At 68.5% G+C, this 20,618-nt stretch carries 18 protein-coding genes; 10 read left to right on the forward strand and 8 right to left on the reverse strand.

All coding sequences use genetic code 11. The annotated features are described in order from the left end of the window. Positions 1 to 77 precede the first annotated feature (77 nt). The 3 genes from rpe to purH are packed head-to-tail and all read left to right on the forward strand — an operon-like array spanning position 78 to position 4,379. The gene (rpe, locus tag D5S08_RS04760; protein ID WP_121116031.1) at positions 78 to 749 is read left to right on the forward strand and encodes a ribulose-phosphate 3-epimerase; all 672 of its coding nucleotides are present in this window, start codon (positions 78 to 80) and stop codon (positions 747 to 749) included. 4 nt (positions 750 to 753) lie between these two features. After that, the gene (locus D5S08_RS04765) at positions 754 to 2,784 is read left to right on the forward strand and encodes a heparinase II/III family protein (RefSeq protein WP_121116033.1); all 2,031 of its coding nucleotides are present in this window, start codon (positions 754 to 756) and stop codon (positions 2,782 to 2,784) included. Positions 2,785 to 2,789: 5 nt separating this feature from the next. After that, positions 2,790 to 4,379: a bifunctional phosphoribosylaminoimidazolecarboxamide formyltransferase/IMP cyclohydrolase gene (gene purH, locus D5S08_RS04770; RefSeq protein WP_121116270.1), complete on the forward strand. Its 1,590-nt coding sequence runs from the start codon at positions 2,790 to 2,792 to the stop codon at positions 4,377 to 4,379. Between the two features lie 52 nt (positions 4,380 to 4,431). Here purH and D5S08_RS04775 read toward each other — a convergent pair whose 3' ends face one another. Next, on the reverse strand, positions 4,432 to 5,085 hold the full coding sequence (locus D5S08_RS04775; protein WP_479680438.1) for a YiaD family glycine zipper/OmpA-like lipoprotein: 654 nt from the start codon (positions 5,083 to 5,085) through the stop codon (positions 4,432 to 4,434). Between the two features lie 221 nt (positions 5,086 to 5,306). On the opposite strand from D5S08_RS04775, the gene D5S08_RS04780 reads away from it, so the two are divergent. After that, positions 5,307 to 6,614: a hemolysin family protein gene (locus D5S08_RS04780; RefSeq protein WP_121116037.1), complete on the forward strand. Its 1,308-nt coding sequence runs from the start codon at positions 5,307 to 5,309 to the stop codon at positions 6,612 to 6,614. 74 nt (positions 6,615 to 6,688) lie between these two features. On the opposite strand, the gene D5S08_RS04785 is transcribed toward D5S08_RS04780, so the two are convergent. From D5S08_RS04785 to D5S08_RS04800, 4 genes are all read right to left on the reverse strand, one after another. After that, complete coding sequence (locus D5S08_RS04785) at positions 6,689 to 7,132, reverse strand: DUF3035 domain-containing protein (protein WP_121116039.1); 444 nt, start codon at positions 7,130 to 7,132, stop codon at positions 6,689 to 6,691. Further along, positions 7,132 to 7,668 carry a signal peptidase II gene (gene lspA / locus D5S08_RS04790; protein WP_121116272.1) on the reverse strand — a complete coding sequence of 179 codons (537 nt, stop codon included), beginning with the start codon at positions 7,666 to 7,668 and terminating at the stop codon, positions 7,132 to 7,134. Before lspA ends, D5S08_RS04785 begins: the two co-directional genes overlap by 1 nt. Next, complete coding sequence (gene ileS, locus D5S08_RS04795) at positions 7,665 to 10,592, reverse strand: isoleucine--tRNA ligase (protein ID WP_121116041.1); 2,928 nt, start codon at positions 10,590 to 10,592, stop codon at positions 7,665 to 7,667. Before ileS ends, lspA begins: the two co-directional genes overlap by 4 nt. A 98-nt stretch (positions 10,593 to 10,690) precedes the next feature. After that, on the reverse strand, positions 10,691 to 11,458 hold the full coding sequence (locus D5S08_RS04800) for a 3'(2'),5'-bisphosphate nucleotidase CysQ (protein ID WP_121116043.1): 768 nt from the start codon (positions 11,456 to 11,458) through the stop codon (positions 10,691 to 10,693). 104 nt (positions 11,459 to 11,562) lie between these two features. Between D5S08_RS04800 and sucC the strand changes: the two genes are divergently transcribed. The 3 genes from sucC (at position 11,563) to D5S08_RS04815 (ending at position 14,648) form a co-directional block, all read left to right on the forward strand. Further along, positions 11,563 to 12,762: an ADP-forming succinate--CoA ligase subunit beta gene (sucC, locus tag D5S08_RS04805; RefSeq protein WP_121116045.1), complete on the forward strand. Its 1,200-nt coding sequence runs from the start codon at positions 11,563 to 11,565 to the stop codon at positions 12,760 to 12,762. Positions 12,763 to 12,963: 201 nt separating this feature from the next. Then, positions 12,964 to 13,713: an electron transfer flavoprotein subunit beta/FixA family protein gene (locus D5S08_RS04810; RefSeq protein ID WP_121116047.1), complete on the forward strand. Its 750-nt coding sequence runs from the start codon at positions 12,964 to 12,966 to the stop codon at positions 13,711 to 13,713. Next, positions 13,710 to 14,648, forward strand: coding sequence for an electron transfer flavoprotein subunit alpha/FixB family protein (locus D5S08_RS04815; RefSeq protein WP_121116049.1), 939 nt, complete (start codon positions 13,710 to 13,712; stop codon positions 14,646 to 14,648). The genes D5S08_RS04810 and D5S08_RS04815 overlap by 4 nt, the downstream gene beginning before the upstream one ends. A 36-nt stretch (positions 14,649 to 14,684) precedes the next feature. On the opposite strand, the gene D5S08_RS04820 is transcribed toward D5S08_RS04815, so the two are convergent. Then, positions 14,685 to 15,851 (reverse strand): nucleotide sugar dehydrogenase, encoded by a 1,167-nt coding sequence (locus D5S08_RS04820; protein ID WP_121116051.1) that lies wholly within the window; start codon positions 15,849 to 15,851, stop codon positions 14,685 to 14,687. A 178-nt stretch (positions 15,852 to 16,029) separates the two neighbouring features. On the opposite strand from D5S08_RS04820, the gene D5S08_RS04825 reads away from it, so the two are divergent. From D5S08_RS04825 to D5S08_RS04835, 3 genes are read left to right on the forward strand one after another with little or no spacing between them, the layout of a single operon-like run. After that, positions 16,030 to 16,944, forward strand: coding sequence for an energy transducer TonB (locus D5S08_RS04825; protein ID WP_121116053.1), 915 nt, complete (start codon positions 16,030 to 16,032; stop codon positions 16,942 to 16,944). A gap of 26 nt (positions 16,945 to 16,970) precedes the next feature. Further along, positions 16,971 to 17,885 carry an energy transducer TonB gene (locus D5S08_RS04830; protein WP_162301926.1) on the forward strand — a complete coding sequence of 305 codons (915 nt, stop codon included), beginning with the start codon at positions 16,971 to 16,973 and terminating at the stop codon, positions 17,883 to 17,885. A gap of 20 nt (positions 17,886 to 17,905) precedes the next feature. Beyond that, positions 17,906 to 18,883 (forward strand): energy transducer TonB, encoded by a 978-nt coding sequence (locus D5S08_RS04835; RefSeq protein WP_126665493.1) that lies wholly within the window; start codon positions 17,906 to 17,908, stop codon positions 18,881 to 18,883. On the opposite strand, the gene D5S08_RS04840 is transcribed toward D5S08_RS04835, so the two are convergent. Together D5S08_RS04840 and D5S08_RS04845 are read right to left on the reverse strand one after the other, a co-directional pair. Beyond that, positions 18,849 to 19,397: a GNAT family N-acetyltransferase gene (locus D5S08_RS04840; protein WP_241557236.1), complete on the reverse strand. Its 549-nt coding sequence runs from the start codon at positions 19,395 to 19,397 to the stop codon at positions 18,849 to 18,851. The genes D5S08_RS04835 and D5S08_RS04840 overlap by 35 nt on opposite strands. After that, the gene (locus tag D5S08_RS04845) at positions 19,394 to 20,608 is read right to left on the reverse strand and encodes a DUF445 domain-containing protein (RefSeq protein WP_121116059.1); all 1,215 of its coding nucleotides are present in this window, start codon (positions 20,606 to 20,608) and stop codon (positions 19,394 to 19,396) included. The genes D5S08_RS04840 and D5S08_RS04845 overlap by 4 nt, the downstream gene beginning before the upstream one ends. Positions 20,609 to 20,618: the final 10 nt, after the last annotated feature.

The raw sequence follows: 20,618 nt of genomic DNA on the forward strand, positions 1-20,618 counted from the left end.
TTGTAGCTTGCCCGATGGCCCGCCGCACCCCTGTTCCCGCTTGTTGCGCCCGATCACCATCGGTAAGCGATGGGCGCATGAGCACCGCGCCGCTGATCTCGCCTTCCATGCTGTCCGCAGATTTCGCCCGGCTGGGGGAGGAGGTGCGCGCCATCGATGCGGCGGGTGCCGACTGGATCCACCTGGACGTGATGGACGGCCATTTCGTGCCCAACCTCACCTTCGGTCCGATGGTGGTGCAGGCGATGCGGCCCTACAGCGCCAAGACCTTCGACGTGCACCTGATGGTCAGCCCGGTGGATCTGTGGATCGAGCCGTTCGCCAAGGCAGGCGCGGACTACATCACCGTCCACCCGGAGGCTGGCGCCCACACCCACCGCACGGTGCAGGCGATCCGCGCGGCGGGCGCGAAGCCGGGCATCTCGCTCAACCCCGCGACGCCGGCCAAGATGCTGGACTACCTGCTGGACGAGATCGACCTGGTGCTGGTGATGAGCGTCAATCCCGGCTTCGGCGGGCAGAGCTTCATCGCCAGCCAGCTGAAGAAGATCGAGGCGATCCGCAAGATGATCGACAAGACCGGCCGCGACATCCGGCTGGAGGTGGATGGCGGTGTGAGCCCCACCACGGCGCGGCAATGCGTGGAGGCGGGCGCAGACGTGCTGGTCGCCGGCAGCGCCGCCTTTGCCGGCGGGCCGGATCGCTACGCCGCCAATATCGCCGCCTTGCGCGGGACCGGGCAGGCCTGACGCGATGAGCGGGGGCGGCGAGTCGGGCGAGGGGCGCAACCCGCGCAACCGCTTCCTGCGCCCGCGAGAGTTCGAGGCGGAGGAGCCGACACCCCCGCCGGCGCCGGTGGCCGAGCCGGCCACGCCGATCCTGCAGCGCTTGCGCCGGCCGAAGGTGGCGGCGGAACCTGCCGCCGAAGCGGTGCCTTCAGCAGCTCCGGCTCCGGCTCCGACGCCCACACCAACCCCGGCGCCAGCTGCCGCCCCCGCGCCGACGCCAGCGCCCACACGCCCGGTGCCGCACCCGGCGCCGGTGGATCCGCCGCTGATCGAGGATGCGCTGCCGGCTGTCTCCTTCGCGCCGGAGGTGCATGCGGGGGAAAAGCTGGTGCGGGTGGCCTATCGGATGGGCCTGTCGGGCAGCACCCTGTCGCGCCCCTTCGGCCGGCCGCTGCGTCCACGCCTGCTGGCCACGGTGGAAAGCCCGCTGGCCGGCAGCCGCCCCGCCGGGCTGGCGCTGCGCGCCGGGCACTTCCTGATCCACGGCGTGCGTACGCCGCTGGTGGACATCGACTATGCCGCCGCCGCGCCGCTGTCCCCGCCGCTGGAACGCAGCGTGCATGGCTTCACCTGGCTGCGCGACCTGGCCGCGGGCGGGACCGTGGCGCAGGGGGCTCCGGTGGCCGAGCGGATCCTGCGCGGCTGGCTGGACGCCAACCGGCTGACCAATCGCAAGGGCGCCGGGTGGAAGGTCGGCCATGCCGGGCATCGCCTGCTCGCCTGGCTGGTCCATGCGCCGCTGATCCTGTCGGGCAGCGACAAGGTGTTCCGCGCCCGCGTGCTGGCCGCCATTGCCGACCATGCCGCCTGGCTGGACCGGCAGGCGGGCCGGGCGGACAGCCCGCTGGAGGCGCTGGCCGGCTGGTGCGCGGTCACCGCCGCCGGCCTGCTGCTGCCTGACGGACAGCCGCGCCGCCTGCATGGCGAGGCCGGGCTGGGCGAGGCTGTGGGGGAGCTGGTCGGCCGCGATGGCGGCGTATTGTCGCGCAGCCCGCTGGCCCAGATCGAGGCGATCGAGCTGCTGGTCGAACTCGCCGCCTGCTACCGCGCCACCCGTCGCCCGCTGCCGGCCCATATCGGTGCGATGCTGCAATTGCTGGTGCCTCCGCTGCTGACCGTGCTGCACAGCGACGGGGGTCTCAGCAGCTGGCAGGGTGCCGGCGCGATCGCACCGGCGCGCATCGCCGCGCTGGTCGACGCCAGCAATGTGCGCGCCCGGCCGCTGGTGGATGCGCGGCAGTGGGGGTACCAGCGGATCTCCGCCGGGATCAACGACCGGCAGCGCACCGTGCTGCTGATGGACGCCGCGCCCCCGCCGCTTGCGCGCCATTCGCTGTGCGGCTGCGCCTCCACCCTTGCGGTGGAGCTGTCGGCCGGGCCGCATCGCATCGTGGTCAATTGCGGCGGCGCGGCCGTTGCTGGCGGACAGGTGCCCACCCGGCTGGAGCAGATGCTGCGCTCCACGGCGGCCCATTCCACGCTGGTGCTGGGGGATGCCAACAGCACTGCGGTGAAGGTCGCGGGCAGGCTGGGGGCCGGGGTCAGCGAGGTTGAAGTGGACCGCCGCCGTGCGACCCTGCCCGATGGCCGGCGGGAAGCGACGCAGGTGGAGGCCAGCCATGACGGCTATGGCGCGCGGCTGGGCCTGGTCCACCGCCGCATCGTCACGCTGAGCGGTGACGGCACGCTGCTGCTGGGGGAGGACCGGCTGGAGCCGACTGGCCGCAAGGGGCGCCGCGCCAAGGTGCCCTATGGCTTGCGCTTCCATCTGGGTCCGGAGATAGAGCCCGCGCTGCTGCCCGCCGGTGACGGGGCGCTGCTGCCCCTGCCCGATGGTACGCAATGGGTGTTCCACGCCCCCGGCCAGCAGCTGGTGGTGGATGAAAGCCTGTGGGTCGATGGCGAGGGCCTGCCACATCCGGTGCAGCAGCTGGTGCTGGAAGGCACGCTGGAACGCGACGGGGCGGAGATCGCCTGGCGGTTTGAAAAGGTATGAATGGCATGAGTGACGTGACGATCAGGCGGGCGCTGCTGTCCGTGTCGGACAAGACCGGGCTGGTGGACCTGGCCAGCCGCCTGGCCAAGGGCGGGGTGGAACTGGTGTCCACCGGCGGCACCGCCCGCGCCCTGCGCGATGCTGGCCTGCCCGTGCTGGACGTGTCGGACGTGACCGGCTTCCCCGAGATGATGGATGGCCGCGTCAAGACGCTGCACCCGCTGATCCATGGCGGCCTGCTGGCCGTGCGCGATGACGAGGCACACCTTGCCGCGATGGACGCGCACGATATCGGCGCGATCGACCTGCTGGTGGTCAACCTCTACCCGTTTGAGGCGACCGTGGCGCGCGGGGCGGAGCGGGACGAGATCATCGAGAACATCGATATTGGCGGCCCGGCCATGGTGCGGTCCGCATCCAAGAACCACGCCTTCGTCTCCATCGTCACCGATCCGGCCGATTACGCCACCCTGCTGGAGGAACTGGCGGAGCATGACGGCGCCACCACGCTGGCCTTCCGCCGGCGCATGGCGGCCAAGGCGTTCGCCGCCACCGCCGCCTATGACGGCATGATCAGCCAGTGGTTCGCCACCGCCGACCAGGGGCAGACCTTCCCCGACATGCTGGCCCTGCCCGCGCGCCGGCTGGCCGAACTGCGCTATGGCGAGAACCCGCACCAGCAGGCCGCGCTCTACACACCGCTGGGCGCCGCCGCGCCCGGGCTGGCGCAGGCGCAGCAGGTGCAGGGCAAGGCGCTGTCCTACAACAATTACAACGATGCCGATGCCGCGCTGGAACTGGTGGCGGAATTTGCCGGTGGTGAGCCCGCCGTGGTGATCGTCAAGCACGCCAATCCCTGCGGCGTGGCGCAAGCCGCCAGCTTGCTGGATGCCTGGACGGCCGCGCTGGCCTGCGATCCGGTGTCGGCCTTTGGCGGGATCGTGGCGGTCAACCGCCCGCTGGACGGCGCCACCGCGCAGGCCATCTGCCAGATCTTCACCGAAGTGGTGATCGCCCCCGCCGCGGACGAGGAGGCGCGCGCCGCCTTTGCCGCCAAGAAGAACCTGCGGCTGCTGCTGGTGGACGAACTGCCCGACCCGCGCCGCGCGGGCCTGCTGGTCAAGCCGATCGCCGGCGGCCTGCTGGCGCAGACCCGCGATGGCGGGGCGATCACGGCCGACGACCTGCAGGTCGTCACCGAGCGCGCGCCCACCGATCAGGAACTGACCGATTGCCTGTTCGCCTGGACGGTGGCGCGGCATGTGAAGTCGAACGCGATCGTCTATGCCAAGGATGGCGTCACCGCCGGGATCGGCGCGGGGCAGATGAACCGCAAGGATTCCAGCCGCATCGCCGCCCTGCGCGCGGCCGAGATGGCGGAGATGGCCGGGTGGGACCAGTCGCGCACGATCGGTTCGGCCATGGCCTCCGACGCGTTTCTGCCCTTTGCCGACGGGATCGACATGGCCGTGGCCGCCGGCGCGACCGCGATCATCCAGCCGGGCGGGTCGATCCGCGATGCCGAGGTGATCGCCGCCGCCAACGAAGCGGGCATCGCCATGGTCTTCACCGGCATGCGCCACTTCCGCCACTGACACACGAACCCCCGCCCTTCCGGTGAAGGGCGGGGGTCAGGTGCTGCAGCGATCAGTTGCGCGCGTTGTTCACTTCTTCGGTGCTGATCGGGGTGATGCGGATCTCCACCCGGCGGTTCAGCGCGCGGCCTTCGGCCGTGCTGTTGTCAGCGACCGGGTACTGCTCGCCATAGCCCACCGTCTCCAGCCGGGCGCGCGACACGCCGCGGCTGACCAGGTAGTTGGCGACCGATTCGGCGCGCCGGCGCGACAGGTCCAGATTGTAGGTGTCGGCACCGGTGGAATCGGTGTGGCCCATCACATCGACCAGGCTGTTGGGATACTGGATCATGCTCTGCGCCACGCTGTCCAGCGCGCTGCGGAACGCCGGGCTGATCGTGGTGCTGTCCACCGCGAAGGTCACTTCGGGCAGGTTGACCAGGATGCCGGTGCCGTCCGGCGTTTCAGTCACATCGACGCCGGTGCCGGCGGTCGCCTCGTCCAGCTCGCGGATCTGCTGGTCGATCTGGTTGCCGATCACCGCGCCGCCCACGCCGCCGATCCCTGCGCCCAGGATGCGCCCGGTCTTGCCGCCGATCAGCCCGCCCAGCAGATAGCCCAGGCCCGCGCCGCCCGCGCCGCCGATTGCCGCCCGGCTGATGCTGCGTTCGCCGGTGTTGGGGTCGGTCACGCAGGCCGACAGGCCCAGCATCGAAACCGCCGCCATGCTGGCGATGGCGATGCGGCCGATCCGCCGGTTGCGGGCGCGCGGGGGCTGTTCTGAGTTGATCATGTAAGGGTGCATCCTTGTCCTGTGTGGTGCCGGCATGGTTGATGCCATGCGCGGCCCTGCGCTTATGTGAACAAACATTGCTGCACCCCGTTCCGGCGGATACCGGACGCACGAGTCTCGACTCGCCTACACGATCTGCTAGCGCAGGAGGCGCAATGTCTCCCTTCCCCTGGTCCGACCTCGCCCTCCTCGCCGCGCTGATCCTGCTGAACGGCATCTTTGCCATGAGCGAGCTGGCGATCGTATCGGCAAGGCCGGCACAGCTGCGCATGGCGGCCGATCGCGGCAGCAGCGCGGCCCGCACCGCGCTGGAGCTGGCGGCCGATCCGGGCAAGTTCCTGTCCACCGTGCAGATCGGCATCACGCTGGTGGGCATCGTCAACGGCGCGATCTCCGGCGCGGCGCTGGGCGGCCCGGTGGGCGAGCGGCTGGAGCTGCTGGGCGTCCCGGCCGACATGGCGGACAATGCCGGCTTCGCGCTGGTGATCGCGGTCACCACCTATCTCAGCCTGATCATCGGCGAACTGGTGCCCAAGCAGTTCGCCCTGCGCGCTTCGGTGCCGGTCGCCATGCTGATGGCCAGGCCGATGGCGCTGCTGGCCCGGGTTGCCGCGCCGTTCGTGTGGCTGCTCGACAAGTCGTCCTCCATCCTGCTGCGCCTCCTCGGCATGCGCGCCTCCGGCGAATCCGCGCTGACCGCGGAAGAGCTGCAGATGATGTTTGCCGACGCCCGCCATTCGGGCGTGATCGGGGAACAGGAACGCACCATCCTGTCTGGCGTGATGCGGCTGAACGAACGCCCCGTGCGCGAGTTGATGACCCCGCGCACGGAGCTCGACTGGATCGACCTCAACGCCGACGAAGCCGGCATCCGCGCCACCATCGATGCCAGCCCCCATTCGCGCCTGCCGGTGGCGGACGGGACGCCCGACAAGGTGGTGGGCGTGGTCAAGGTGCGCGAAGTTCTGGCCCTGCTGCTGGCGGGCGAAGCCGTGCGGCTGGACCAGGCCATGCGCAAGGCGGAGGTCGTGCCCGACCAGCTGGACGCGATGGATGCGCTGACCGTGCTGCAGGCCAGCGGCACCGGCATGGTGCTGGTGCATGACGAATACGGCCATTTCGAAGGCATCGTCACCCCGGCCGACCTGCTCAGCGCCATGGCCGGCGGCTTCGCCAGCCACCAGGACGAAGGCGACCAGCCGCTGCTGACGGAGCGGGCGGACGGATCGCTGCTGGTGGCGGGATCGATGTCGGCCGATGCGCTGGCCGAGCGGCTGGGCATCGAACTGTCGGACGACCGCGAATTCGGCACGGCGGCCGGCTACATCCTGTGGCTGCTGAAACGCCTGCCGGTGGAAGGCGAGGCGTGCGAGGACCAGGGCTGGCGGTTCGAGGTGGTCGACATGGATGGCCGCCGGATCGACAAGCTGCTGGTCAGCAAGGTGGACGTGGCGGAGGCATGAGGGCGGAGGCATGAGGGCGGGGCACTGACCCGGCCCGAAAAGGCCCGCGCGGCCTGAGCCGCGCGGGCGCGGCATCAATCCTCGTCAGGCTCGACAGGGGCAGCAGTGGGCGCGGCCGGGATGGCGGCGCTGGCATCCTGCCCGTCACCTTCCGGCGCGGCCAGGATGGACTGGGTCGCGGCGCCCTTGTTCACGGTGTTGGTCGCGGTATCGCCCACACTGGACCGGATACCCGGATCCGCCTCGCCCGCCGCCTGCACGGCGCGATATTCCACGCCGCTGCGCTGCGCCGGTCCGCCGAACAGGGCGGCCATCGCCTGCTCCGTCGCGCCTTCGCCCGGACGCGGGGCGCCGGGGCCCGGAGGAACCAGCTGGAAATCGGGCGGCACGATCAGCGGCGCCTGCCGCTGCACGGCGAACTCGTCCGGCCGCTCCCGGTCCAGCAGGCCGGCATTGCCGCCGCCGCATCCGGCCAGTGCCGCGCCAAGGATCAGAGGAAGGGTCAGGCAAACGCGCATCAGAGAGTCTCCGCGGAAGTGTCCGCTCCCCCCGCGCCGTGGCGGGGCTCGCGTGTCTCGCGCATGAACAATGCACGGACCAGAAGGATGAGGACGCCGATGGTGATTGCCGCATCGGCCAGGTTGAAGATCAGGAACGGGCGATAGCCCCAGACCTGGAAATCGGCGAAATCGACGACATAGCCATACAGGAACCGGTCGCGGATATTGCCCACAGCGCCGCCCAGCACCAGCGCCAGGGCGGCGATGTCGCCCAGCAGCTTCTCGCGCATCATCCACACCACGATGACCGCCGCGATCAGCCCGGTCACCGCCAGCAGCATCCAGCGCGCCTGATCGGTGTTCGCGCTGAACAGGCCGAGCGAGATGCCCCGGTTCTCCGTCCAGGTCAGGTCGAAGAAGGGCAGCAGGTCGATGTGCCCCCGCTGCTGCAGCTGCAGCGGTTCGATCATCAGCCATTTGGTGAACTGGTCCGCCACGAAGACCAGCACCGCGAGGGCGAGGCCCAGGACCCGGTTCCTTGTCGGGCGGGTCATCGCGCGGCCTCCACCTGCGGCACCGCCTCGGCGCAGCGGTCGCACAGCGCGCCATCCTCCGGCACTTCGGGCAGCAGCCGCCAGCAGCGGCCGCACTTGGCATCGTCCGCCTTGGCCACCAGCACGCCGTCACCATCGTGGCGCGTCACCGCGCCGGTGATGAACAGCTCCGCCAGCAGCGCATCGCTGACATCCGCGGGCACCGCAGCGGCCGGCACGCCGACCTCCGCCTCCAGGCTGGAACGGACCACCTTCTCGCGCCGCAGCGGCTCGATCGCTTCCAGCACCTGCTCGCGCAAGGCGCGCAGCTGCGCCCAGCGCGCCTCGTCCGCCTCGGCCACCGGCACTTCCGGCCATTCCAGCAGATGCACGCTGCCCGCATCCGGGTAACGCGTGCCCCAGGCCTCTTCGGCGGTGAACACCAGCACCGGCGCGAGGTAGCGGACCAGCGCATGGAACAAAGTGTCCATCACCGTCCGGCAGGCCCGCCGGCGCAGGTCAGCCGGTGCGTCGCAATACAGGCTGTCCTTGCGGATATCGAAGTAGAAGGCGCTGAGTTCCTCGTTGCAGAACTCGCCCACGCTGCGGACATAGGTATTGAAGTCGAACGCATCGACCGCCCCGCGCAAGGTCGCATCCAGCACGCCCAGCCGCGCCAGCATGTAGCGTTCCAGCTCCGGCATCTCGGCCACCGGCAGCGCCTCGGCCTCGCTGTAGCCTTCCAAGGCGCCCAGCAGGTAGCGGACCGTGTTGCGCAGCTTGCGATAGCCATCGGCCACGCCCTTCAGGATCTCGTCGCCGATGCGGTGATCCTCGGTATAGTCGACGCTCAGCGCCCAAAGGCGGATGATGTCCGCACCGTAATCACGCATCAGGTCCAGCGGGCTGATCGTGTTGCCCTTGGATTTGGACATCTTCTCGCCCTTGCCGTCCATGGTGAAGCCATGAGTCAGCACCGCATTGTACGGCGCCCGGCCGCGCGTGGCGCAGCTTTCCAGCAAGGAGGACTGGAACCAGCCACGATGCTGGTCGGACCCTTCCAGATACAGGTCGGCCGGCCATTGCAGCGCCGGCCAGCGCCCGGACTCCAGCACGAAGGCATGGGTGCAGCCCGAATCGAACCACACATCCAGGATGTCGGTGATCTTCTCGTAATCGTCCGCCGCGTATTCATCCGTCAGGAAGTCGCCTGCATACCAGGCATCCACGCCGCCTTCGCGCACCGCATCCACGATGCGCTGATTGACGATCGGATCGGCCAGGTACTCGCCGGTGCCGCGATGGACATACAGCGTGATCGGCACGCCCCAAGCGCGCTGGCGGCTGAGCACCCAGTCGGGCCGCCCTTCCACCATGCTGCCGATGCGGTTGCGGCCCTTTTCCGGCACCCAGCGCGTATCGGCGATCGCCTTCACGGCCGTTTCGCGCAAGGTGGCCTGCGGATGCGCTTCGGTGCCCAGCGCCACTGCGCCGCCGATCCCGCCCAGCGGCGCGACGGGGAAGTCGAAGGGCTGCATCGCCTGATCCATCGGCACGAACCATTGCGGCGTGCAGCGGAAGATCAGCTTGGCCTTGGACCGCCAGCTATGCGGGTAGGAATGGCGGTAGTCGGCAGAGGCCGCCAGCAGCCCGCCGGCTTCTTGCAGAGCGGTGCAGATCGGCCCTTCCGGCGCGTTGAACTTGGGGTTGATGACCGAAGCCGCCCCGCCCAGCCACGGCCAGTCCGCGCGGTAGCGGCCATCAGCCTCCACCACGAACTTGGGACCGATGCCATATTCGCGGCACAGCTCGAAATCGTCCTCGCCATGGTCGGGTGCCATGTGGACGAGGCCGGTGCCGCTGTCGGTGGTGACGAAGCCGCCGGGCAGCATCGGGCGCAGGTCCGCGAAGAAGCCGCCGAGATGGTGCATCGGGTGGCGGACCTTGGTGCCGGCGAGGTCGGAGCCTAGGATGGTCTGCTTCGGTGTAAGCGCTGCACGCCAACTATCTCCGAAACTCTGGTCGATGCGCTTTTCAACCGCTGCAAGCAGGGGTTGAGCGACGAGGATGTGCTTACCCGCGAGATGACGAAGAGGGTGGCTCTCCAGTGCCTCATCAACCGAAGCGTTTCCGTCCACGGAAGCCCCGACGACGACCTGCGCGACAACATACTCAACCTCCGGCCCATAAGCCAAAGCCTGGTTCACCGGGATCGTCCACGGCGTCGTGGTCCAGATCACCGCATACGCGCCGACCAGCTCCGCCACCGGCGACTCGACGATCTCGAACGCCACGTCGATCTGGGTGGAGGTGATGTCCTCATACTCCACCTCAGCCTCGGCCAGGGCGGTCTTCTCCACCGGGGACCACATCACCGGCTTGGCCCCGCGATACAGCAACCCGCTTTCGGCGAACTTCAGCAGCTCGCGCACGATGGTCGCCTCCGCGGCGTAGTCCATCGTCAGGTAGGGATGGTCCCAGTCGCCCATCCCGCCCAGCCGCTTCAGCTGCTCGCGCTGCACGTCCACCCATTGGGCGGCATAGGCGCGGCACTCGGCGCGGAACTCGTCCGCCGGGACCTCGTCCTTGTTCAGCTTCTTCTTGCGGTACTGCTCCTCCACCTTCCACTCGATGGGCAGGCCGTGGCAGTCCCAGCCGGGCACATAGGGCGCATCCTTGCCCAGCAGCGTCTGGGTGCGGATCACCATGTCCTTCAGCACATGGTTCAGCGCATGGCCGATATGCATGTCGCCATTGGCGTAAGGTGGGCCATCGTGGAGGATGAACTTCTCGGCACCGTCGCGCGCGGCGCGCAACTGGCCGTGCAGGTCCGCCGCCTGCCAGCGGGCCAGGATTTCCGGTTCCTTCTGCGGCAGGCCGGCCTTCATGGGGAAGGCGGTCTTGGGCAGGAAGACGGTGTCTCGATAGTCGCGCGGTTCGGTCATGCTGCCCGCGCCTTAGCCGCGCAGGGGCCGCACTGCAATTTCAACCCTCCGTTCGTCATCGCGAGCGAAGCGCGGCGATCCAGGTCGCAAGGGCGAAGCTAGGAGATTGCGCCACCCCAGCGCGCCACCGCCGCACGGTGCAGCGCCGGCGCGCAGGCCAGCACGCCCCAATCCTGCGGCACGCGCTTGTTGAAGGTGATCGTCGCGCCGTTCGCATCGCTGACCGCCGCGCCCGCCTCCCGCGCGATCAGGATGGCGGCGGCGATGTCCCATTCATGGCCCCAGCGCTGTGTCACCAGCAGGTCCGCCCGGTCATCCGCCACCATGGCGATGCGCAGCGCAATGGAATTGGGCTTGGCCACGGCCACCAGGTCGGCGTCGCTGCGCGGCAGCGAATCGGCCGGGATGCGCGCGCCGGGCAGCTCCGTGCGCGTGCTCGCCGTCAGCCGTTCGCCGTTCAGGAACGCGCCAGCGCCCGCCGTCGCGCTCCATACTTCGTGGCGGGCCGGGGCAACCAGCGTCGCCATCAGCGGCCGCCCGGCGCTGACCAGCGCGACCGATACGCACCAGCCGGGCCGCCCGCGGATGAAGTCGCGCGTGCCGTCGATCGGGTCGACCAGCCACACCAGGTCGCGTTGCAGCCGGTCGGGCGCGTCGACCGTTTCCTCGCTCAGCCACCCGGCGGCGGGCAGCAGGGCGGTCAGTTCGCGCTTCAGGAATGCGTCCACCATCAGGTCGGCATCGCTCACCGGCCCGGCCGCGCCCTTGCTCCAGTGGCGCAGCGCATGGCCGCCGCCCGGCCACAGGTTCATGGCCATGGCCCCGGCTTGGCTGCAGATGGCTTCCAGACGTGCGCGATCGATCATGGGTGCGATGCAGCAATGGAGTGGGCGGTTAGCGTTTGCAACCCGCGGCCCCCTTCCTTATGCGCGGCCGCAAACCTCATTCCTGCAAGAGAAGGTCCGCCAGCATGAACCTCCACGAATACCAGGCCAAGGAACTCCTCGCCAAGTACGGCATCGGCATCCCCAAGGGCGTGCCCGCCATGAGCGTGGAGGAAGCCGTCGCCGGCGCCAAGTCGCTGCCCGGCCCGCTCTATGTCGTGAAGGCGCAGATCCATGCCGGCGGCCGCGGCAAGGGCAAGTTCAAGGAACTGGGCGAAGAGGCCAAGGGTGGCGTGCGCCTGGCCAAGAGCATCGAGGACGTGCAGCGCGACGCGACCGACATGCTGGGCAACACGCTGGTCACCGTGCAGACCGGCGATGCCGGCAAGCAGGTCAACCGCCTGTATGTCACCGATGGCGTGGACATCGCCAAGGAATATTACCTGTCGATGCTGGTGGACCGCGCGTCCGGCCGCGTCGCCATGGTGGTCTCCACCGAAGGCGGCATGGATATCGAGACCGTGGCGCATGACACGCCCGAGCTGATCACCACCATCACCATCGACCCGGCATCGGGCTTCCAGCCGCATCACGGTCGCGCCGTGGCCTTCGCGCTGAAGCTGGAAGGTGGCCTGGCCAAGGCCGCGCAGAAGCTGTCCAAGCAGCTGTACGACGCCTTCACCGCGCTCGATTGCGACATGCTGGAGATCAACCCGCTGGTCGAGACGAAGGACGGCGAGCTGCTGGTGCTCGACACCAAGATGAGCTTCGATTCCAACGCCCTGTACCGCCACCCCGACGTCGCCGCCCTGCGCGACGAGACGGAGGAGGACCCGATGGAGGTCGAGGCTTCGAAGTACGACCTCGCCTATATCAAGCTGGATGGCGACATCGGCTGCATGGTCAACGGCGCCGGCCTGGCGATGGCGACGATGGACATCATCAAGCTGAACGGCATGTTCCCGGCCAACTTCCTGGATGTCGGCGGCGGCGCCAACAAGGAGAAGGTGACCGCGGCGTTCAAGATCATCCTGGCCGATCCGGCGGTGAAGGGCATCCTGGTCAACATCTTCGGGGGCATCATGAAGTGTGACATCATCGCCGAAGGCATCGTCGCCGCGGCGAAGGAAGTGAACCTGTCCGTGCCGCTGGTGGTCCGCCTGGAAGGCACCAACGTGGAGAAGGGCAAGGAAATCCTGGCCAATAGCGGCCTGGCGATCGTCCCGGCCGACGATCTGGGCGACGCCGCCCGCAAGATCGTGGCGGAGGTCAAGCAGGCCGCCTGATCGGGCCACCTGCTGCCGATACCTGGAAGGGGCGCCCGCAACGGCGCCCCTTTTGCGTTGCGGGCCAAGCAGAACTAATCGCCCCCACAGGCATTCCACCTGCCACAGTCTTGACGCAAGGCTGCCCCTTGGCGAAGGCGTACCGCCTGACAGCGGCTCGCAAAGACAGCCCAGAGCGACAGGTGCAAAAGGATGCCCGCGATGAAGATCCTCGTCCCCGTGAAGCGGGTGATCGACTACAATGTTCGCCCCCGCGTGAAGGCCGATGGCAGCGGCGTGGACCTGGCCAATGTGAAGATGAGCATGAACCCGTTCGACGAGATCGCCGTCGAACAGGCCGTCCGGCTCAAGGAAGCCGGCCAGGCGGAGGAGATCGTGGTCGTCTCCGTCGGCCCGGCCAAGGCGGCCGACACGCTGCGATCCGCCATGGCGATGGGCGCCGATCGCGCGGTGCTGGTGCAGACGGAGGAGACGGTCGAACCGCTCGCCGTTGCCAAGATCCTGAAGGCGGTGTTCGAGGCCGAACAGCCCGGCCTGGTGATCCTGGGCAAGCAGGCGATCGACGATGATTGCAACCAGACCGGCCAGATGCTCGCCGCTCTCACCGGCCGTCCGCAGGGCACCTTCGCCAGCAAGGTGGAGATCGCCGGCGACAGCGTGAACGTCACGCGCGAGGTCGATGGCGGGCTGGAAACGATCGCCCTGACCATGCCGGCGATCGTCACCGCCGACCTGCGCCTGAACGAGCCGCGCTATGCCAGCCTGCCCAACATCATGAAGGCGAAGAAGAAGCCGATCGACACGAAGACGCCGGAGGATTTCGGCGTTGACGTGACCCCGCGGCTGAAGGTGCTGAAGGTCAGCGAGCCTGCCGGGCGCGCCGCCGGCGTGCTGGTCGGTTCGGTCGACGAGCTGGTCGCGAAGATCAAGGATATGGGAGTGGTCGCATGAAGGCCCTGGTTCTCGCCGAACATGGCGGTGGCGCGCTGAAGGATTCCACCCTTTCCACCATCACCGCCGCCACGCAGCTGGGCGGCGATGTCACCGTGCTGGTCGCCGGCTCCGGCGCAGAGGCGCAGCAGGCCGCCGATGCCGCGGCCCAGGTCGCCGGTGTCGCCAGGGTGCTGCTGGCCGACGATGCGGCTTACGGGCAGATGCTGGCGGAGAACGTCGCCGCGCTGATCGTGCCGCTGATGGACAGCCACGATGCGCTGCTGTGCCCGGCCACCTCCAACGGCAAGAACATCGCCCCGCGCGTTGCCGCCTTGCTGGACGTGATGCAGGTGTCGGACGTGCTGTCGATCGAAGGCGAACGCACCTTCACCCGCCCGATCTATGCCGGCAACGCCATCGCCACGGTGGAAAGCGCGGAGGCCAAGCTGGTCCTGACCGTGCGCGGCACCAGCTTCGCCAAGGCGGAGGCTGCCGGCGGCAGCGCGCCCGTGGAACCGGTCGGCGGGTCGGGCGATGCCGGCCTGTCGCGCTTCGTCGGGTGCGAGGACAGCGCCAGCGACCGGCCCGAACTGACCAGTGCGGGCGTGGTCGTGTCGGGCGGCCGCGCGCTGAAGGATGCGGAAACGTTCGAGGCGATCATCACGCCACTGGCGGACAAGCTGCACGCCGCCATCGGCGCCAGCCGCGCCGCCGTGGACGCGGGCTATATCGGCAATGATCACCAGGTCGGCCAGACCGGCAAGATCGTCGCCCCGGAGGTCTACATCGCGGTCGGCATCTCCGGCGCGATCCAGCACCTGGCCGGCATGAAGGATTCCAAGATCATCATCGCCATCAACAAGGATCCGGACGCGCCGATCTTCCAGGTGGCCGATGTCGGCCTGGTGGCGGACATCTTCGAAGCGGTGCCGGAACTGACGTCGAAGCTGTAAGGACGGAGCCCTCCCCACGCAGGGGAGGGCTCCGCCTCAGTCCGCGCCGAACAGGTCGCGGGTGAAGACCTTGTCCGCCACATCGCGGATCTCGGGGCTCAGCCGGTTGGCGATGATCACGTCGCAATCCGCCTTGAAGGTTGCCAGGTCGCGCTCGATCCGCGAGCCGAAGAACAGCGCGTCCTCCATGGCCGGTTCGAAGATCACCACCTCGATCCCCTTGGCCTTGATCCGCTTCATGATGCCCTGCACCGATGACTGGCGGAAATTGTCCGAATCCGCCTTCATCACCAGGCGATAGACACCCACGCGGCGCGGCGCCCGCGCGATGATCTGTTCGGCCAGGAAATCCTTGCGCGTGCTGTTCGCATCCACGATCGCGCGGATCAGGTTCTGCGGCACGTCCGAATAGTTGGCCAGCAGCTGCTTGGTGTCCTTGGGCAGGCAGTACCCGCCATAGCCGAAGCTGGGATTGTTGTAGTGGGTGCCGATCCGGGGGTCGAGGCCGACCCCTTCGATGATCTGTCGCGTGTCCATGCCGCCGGCGATGGCGTAGCTGTCCAGCTCGTTGAAGAACGCCACCCGCATGGCGAGGTAGGTGTTGGCGAACAGCTTGATCGCCTCGGCCTCCCGGCTGTCGGTGAACAGGATCTCGACATCCTGCTTCTGTGCACCCTGCCGCAGCAATTCGGCAAAGATGCGCGCCCGTTCGGACCGTTCGCCCACGATGATCCGGCTGGGATGCAGATTGTCGTGCAGCGCGCGCCCTTCGCGCAGGAATTCCGGGCTGAAGATCACCTGTTCGGTGTGCAGCCGCGCGCGCACATCGTCCACGAAGCCGACGGGGATGGTCGACTTGACCACGATGGTGGCATCGGGATTGGCGGCGGCCGCCTGCCGGATCACCGCCTCCACGCTGGCGGTGTTGAACTTGTTGGTCGCCACGTCGTAATCCGTGGGCGTCGCCACGATCACGTAATCGGCCCCCGCCAGCGCCGCACCCGCGTCCAGCGTGGCGGTCAGGTCCAGCGGGCGGTTGGCCAGGAAGTCCTGCAGTTCAGGGTCGACGATCGGCGATTGCCGCCGGTTGAGCATGTCCACCCGATCCGCCACCAGGTCGACCGCGACCACCTCATTGTGCTGCGCCAGCAGCACCGCGTTCGACAGCCCCACATAACCCAGACCAAACACCGCGATCTTCATTGCGCGCGCATTCCCCATGTTGCCCACTGGCAGATTGGGGCGGGCTATAGGGGTGGGGCAGGGCCGCGAACAACCACTAACCTTCACGGCGGATTCGCCCACTGCTGCGATCCCGCCTTGCCAACCTCCTGCCTGCGCTGGCACATTCGCGGGCAGGGCACGAGGGGGGAAATGGTAGATGCATCACACCGGCAGGTTCCGCACACTCCTCGCCGCAGGTGCACTCGCCGCTGCCCATATGTCCGGTCCGGCCGCCGCGACGGAACTGGTGCTGGCCCAGGCATCGGGCAGCAAATGGATCATGGATAACGGCCTGAACAGCTGCCGACTGGCGCGCGAGTTCGGGGAGGGGGAAGATCGCGTCTTCCTGAAGCTGGAGCAATGGGCGCCAGGGGAGATGCTGAGCATGCTGCTGGCCGGCCAGCCGTTGGCTGCATTCGCGGAACAGCGGATGACGCAGATCGGCTTTGGCGAGCCAACCGGCCCCTCAGGCTTGCGAGATCGGCTGGGGTATCCGGCCACGCTGAATGATCGTGGCCCGGCCATGATATTCCCCGCTGTCACTCTTACCCGTCAATCCGATTCTTCCGCCGACGGTTCGCCTCCGGTCGACCTGTGGCCTTTCCTGGAAGCGCAGGACATGGCCATCGCCGACCGGATCCAACTGGTGCAGGGGGACGACACGCTGCGCCTGCAAGCCGCGAGTTTGCCTCAGGCACTGGTGGTGCTCGATACCTGTTCCAGAGCACGGCTGACCGAATGGGGCCTGGATGCCGAGGCACATCGCACGCTGACCCGCATCGCATGGCCCCGCAACCTGGCGCAGCTCAGTGAGCGCATCCACAACAACTGGCCTGAAGCACTGCTGGACAAAGGGGGGCAGGGGGCGATCCATGTGCGCATGATTGTGGAGCCGGACGGATCGGTCGGGGAATGCACCATCACGCCCATGACGAACTCCGACCTGCCCGCATCGGCCTGCCGGATCTTTGCCCGCGGCGCCAAGTTCAACCCGGCGCTGGACGCATCGGGCGCGCCTGTCCGCTCCTTCTGGGCCACAACCGTCACATATACTCTGGAAACCGGAGAGTGATGATGCGGCTCGTGCGAGACAACGCAATGCTTGCCCACCTGCTCCTGCTCGCCGCCGCCCCGCTGGCCTGCCTACTTTCCGGTCCGGCCCATGCGGCGGAGCTGGCGCTGGCCAGCGCGCCCGGCAGCAACTGGGTGATGGACGGGGCGGAGAACAGCTGCCGCCTGATCCGCGAATTCGGCGAAGGGGACGACCGCGTCAACCTGCTGATCACGCAATGGTCGCCGGGCAAGAGCTTCTCCATGGTGGTGGCCGGCCGCCCCTTGCGCCGGTTCGACGACGGGCGCCCGGTGGAGGTGCAGTTCGGCGATGCTGCCGGCCCGCTGGGGCCGCGCCCGGAACGGCCGGTGAAGGGCACGCTGGGCGACAATGCCGCCGCGCTGATCTTCCATTCCGTCTATCTCACGCCGCCCCCGCCGGACGGGGCGAACCCGGCCGCCCGTCCGCCGGAATATGGCACCGCGGCGCCGATGCTCCCGCCCGCGGCACGGGCTGCGGCTGACCGGATCGAACTGGTGCAGGGGCGCGACCGGCTGCGGCTGGAACCCACCCGGCTGGGCGATGCGCTGGCGGTGCTGGATGATTGTTCGGGCCAGCGGCTGGCCGAATGGGGGCTGGATCGGGCGGCGCATGCCACCATGATCCAGGCGCCCGAACCGCTGAACTTCGAAGATCTGTCGCGGCGAATCCAGCGCTATTACCCGCTGGCGGCGCGAATGCGCGGGGAACAGGGCAACCTGCACATGCGCATGCTGGTGGACGAGGCCGGCATCGCCACCGATTGCACGATCACCGCCGCCAGCGAGACCAGCCGCATCACCACCAATGCCTGCGAACAGTTCACGGCAGAGGGCCTGTTCCTTCCCGCGCTGGACGCCGCCGGCAAGCCGATGAAGTCCTTCTACGCCACCTCCATCCTGTTCCGGATGCAGGCGCCTTGACCGGGCTGCAGGATCGATCCGTGATCAAGCGCCATAACGTGAGTCCGACACCCGAGATGCATCACACATGCAAGATCGTCCTCCCGCTCGCCTGTGCCGCGTTGGCCCTGTCGCCAAGTCCGGTCACCGCCCGCGAAGTGGTGCTGACCGATGCGCCCGGCAGCAACTGGGTGGTCGATAATGGCGACGACAGCTGCCGCCTGGTAAGGGAGCTGGGCGAAGGAAGCGACCGGGTCACGCTGATGCTCACCCAATGGGCACCGGGGGAGAAGTTCTCGCTCACCCTGACCGGCCGTCCACTTCGCCGGTTCGACCAACGAACGATCATGCTCGCCTTTGCCGATCGCGACGGGCCGTTGGGGCGGCGCCCGGTGGATTTCATGGAAGGCAAGCTCGGCGAAACCGATGACGTCCTGGTCGCCAGTTCCGCCTACCTGACGAGACCGCCGGAAGGAGATGCTGAGAAGAACGTCGCCGCGTCGACGGCGGAGGCGCCCGACCCCCAATCGCCTTACGGCACTGTCGCTCCCAGGCTCGCACCGGGAGCCATCGCCCTGGCTGACCGGATCGAATTGTCGCAAGGGATCGACACATTGCGGCTTCAGCCCACCCGGCTGGCGGATGCACTGGGTGTGCTGGACGCCTGTTCGCAAAGCCGTCTGCCGGAATGGGGACTGGACCCGATCGCGCATCAGACCATGATCCAGCGACCCAAGCTGCAAAACGCGGAGGCGCTGGTAACCAAGGTCCAGCAGAACTACCCTCTTGCAGCAGTGATGCGAAACGAACAGGCCGACCTGCACATGCGCATGCTGGTAGACGAGGCCGGCACCGCTAGCGATTGCACGGTCATCGCGGGTAGCCGAAACGACAGGATCACTACCGATGCTTGCGAGCTTTTTGCAAATGAAGCGGTGTTTCTTCCCGCACTGGACACCACAGGCAAGCCAATGACGTCGTTCTTCACGACTTCGATCCTGTTCCGCCTTCATCCTTAGCGCACGGTTCCCGGCGCAACACCCGCACCGGGGCATCGGCCAGCAGTGTGTCGCGCACCGGCGCAAAGCCCAGCCGCGCCGCCAACGCCAGCGAAGGCGCATTGTCCGGCGCGATCAGCGCCACGATGGGGGATGGTCCGTGGTGCGTGTCGAACCAGTCCAGCGCCGCCGTCACAGCCTCGCGCGCCAGCCCCTGCCCGACCATGTCGTGCCGCAGGATCCAGCCCGCCTCGGGCATGTCGTCCACATCATCGCCCAGCCCGCGCCAGGCATGGAACACGCCGACCTGCCCCACCGTCTCGCCACTGGCGGCCAGCCGGACCATGAACCCGCCATAGCCATACAGCGTCCAGCTGCCGGCATTGCGGGCGAAGCGGGTGAAGAACTCGGCCTCGCTTTGCGGGCCACCCAGATGGCGGTTGGTGTCGGCATGGTCGGTGATCGCCCGCATGGCCGCGACGTCGCTGCGGTTCGGCGGCTCCAGCACCAGCCGTTCGGTGGCGATCCGGATCACAGGGCGGTGGTGATCGCGTGCAGCGTCAGGCCGACCAGCCCGCCCACCAATGTCCCGTTAATGCGGATGAACTGCAGGTCGCGGCCCACCGCCCCTTCGATCCGAGCGGTTACGGTGTTGGCATCCCACCGCTTCACCGTGTCCGACACCAGCGCCACGATGCCCCCGCCATAGCGGCTGGCCACGCCCACCAGCGTGCGCCGGGCGAAGCGGTTGACCTGCAGCTGCAGGCGGGCATCGCTGCCGAGCCCGCGGCCCAGTTCCGCCAGGCTGGCATCGAGCGATCCCAACCCGCTGCCGGCGGGGTCGCGCGCGGCGGCGATCAGGCCGGTGCGCAGCCGTTCCCACACGCCCATCCACCATTCGGCGGCGGCGGGGTTGGCCAGGATGCGCGCCTTGGCTGCCTCCACCCTGGCGCGGGTATCGGGGTCGTGCACCAGGTCGTGCGCCAGCCGGGCCAGGCTTTCATCCACCTTGGCGCGCAAGGGATGGTCGGGATCGACCAGCAGTTCGGCCAGCATCCGGTACAGGCCGTCGACCACGCTGTTGCCCAGCCGCTCGTCCAGCCCGGTCCAGCGGATGACCGATCCGGCGCGGTCGCTGACCATGCGACGCACCAGCGCCTCGTTCCCTTCCAGCACGCCGCCCAGCCAGCGGATCAGCATGTCCATCAGCGGCCGATGGCGCCCCCCGGCGATCATGGCAGACAATGCGTGGCCGATCATCGGCGCCAGCTCCAGCCGGCCCGCCTGCTTCGCCAGCAGGTGACGCACCTGCTCGCCCAGGGCCTGCGGGTCGAGCGACTCCAGCACATCCGCCAGCAGCCCGGCGACGCCGGCGCGCAGCTTGGTGCCGCGCTCCGCCTGCGGGCGCTGCAGGAACTCGCCCAGCATCCGCGCCGGATTGGCGTGGTGGAGCCGGCGGGCGATCACCGCGGGGGTCAGGAAATTGGCCCGCAGGAAACCCGCCATCGTGTCGGCGATGCGATCCTTGTTGCGCGGGATGATCGCGGTGTGCGGGATCGGCAGGCCCAGCGGGTGGCGGAACAGGGCGGTCACGGCAAACCAGTCCGCCAGCCCGCCCACCATGGCCGCTTCGGCAAAGGCGGCCACCCACGCCCAGGCCGGATGGCCGCCCGCCCGTTCCATGCCGTGGGCGAGCGCGAACAGGCCCGCCATCGCCACCAGCAAGGCCGTGGCGGTGGCGCGCATCCGGCGGGCG

Source organism: Croceibacterium ferulae (assembly GCF_003660445.1).
In the GTDB taxonomy this organism is placed as follows: domain Bacteria; phylum Pseudomonadota; class Alphaproteobacteria; order Sphingomonadales; family Sphingomonadaceae; genus Croceibacterium; species Croceibacterium ferulae.

Excerpts from the sequence above, each read along its gene's own strand:
- D5S08_RS04815 (WP_121116049.1), top strand. The coding sequence starts at position 13,710 with ATGAAGGCCCTGGTTCTCGCCGAACATGGCGGTGGCGCGCTGAAGGAT.
- purH (WP_121116270.1), top strand. The coding sequence starts at position 2,790 with ATGAGTGACGTGACGATCAGGCGGGCGCTGCTGTCCGTGTCGGACAAG.
- D5S08_RS04845 (WP_121116059.1), bottom strand. The coding sequence starts at position 20,608 with ATGCGCGCCACCGCCACGGCCTTGCTGGTGGCGATGGCGGGCCTGTTC.
- D5S08_RS04825 (WP_121116053.1), top strand. The coding sequence starts at position 16,030 with ATGCATCACACCGGCAGGTTCCGCACACTCCTCGCCGCAGGTGCACTC.
- D5S08_RS04800 (WP_121116043.1), bottom strand. The coding sequence starts at position 11,458 with ATGATCGATCGCGCACGTCTGGAAGCCATCTGCAGCCAAGCCGGGGCC.
- D5S08_RS04810 (WP_121116047.1), top strand. The coding sequence starts at position 12,964 with ATGAAGATCCTCGTCCCCGTGAAGCGGGTGATCGACTACAATGTTCGC.
- rpe (WP_121116031.1), top strand. The coding sequence starts at position 78 with ATGAGCACCGCGCCGCTGATCTCGCCTTCCATGCTGTCCGCAGATTTC.
- D5S08_RS04830 (WP_162301926.1), top strand. The coding sequence starts at position 16,971 with ATGCTTGCCCACCTGCTCCTGCTCGCCGCCGCCCCGCTGGCCTGCCTA.
- lspA (WP_121116272.1), bottom strand. The coding sequence starts at position 7,668 with ATGACCCGCCCGACAAGGAACCGGGTCCTGGGCCTCGCCCTCGCGGTG.
- D5S08_RS04775 (WP_479680438.1), bottom strand. The coding sequence starts at position 5,085 with ATGGCGGCGGTTTCGATGCTGGGCCTGTCGGCCTGCGTGACCGACCCC.
- D5S08_RS04765 (WP_121116033.1), top strand. The coding sequence starts at position 754 with ATGAGCGGGGGCGGCGAGTCGGGCGAGGGGCGCAACCCGCGCAACCGC.
- D5S08_RS04785 (WP_121116039.1), bottom strand. The coding sequence starts at position 7,132 with ATGCGCGTTTGCCTGACCCTTCCTCTGATCCTTGGCGCGGCACTGGCC.
- sucC (WP_121116045.1), top strand. The coding sequence starts at position 11,563 with ATGAACCTCCACGAATACCAGGCCAAGGAACTCCTCGCCAAGTACGGC.
- ileS (WP_121116041.1), bottom strand. The coding sequence starts at position 10,592 with ATGACCGAACCGCGCGACTATCGAGACACCGTCTTCCTGCCCAAGACC.
- D5S08_RS04820 (WP_121116051.1), bottom strand. The coding sequence starts at position 15,851 with ATGAAGATCGCGGTGTTTGGTCTGGGTTATGTGGGGCTGTCGAACGCG.
- D5S08_RS04780 (WP_121116037.1), top strand. The coding sequence starts at position 5,307 with ATGTCTCCCTTCCCCTGGTCCGACCTCGCCCTCCTCGCCGCGCTGATC.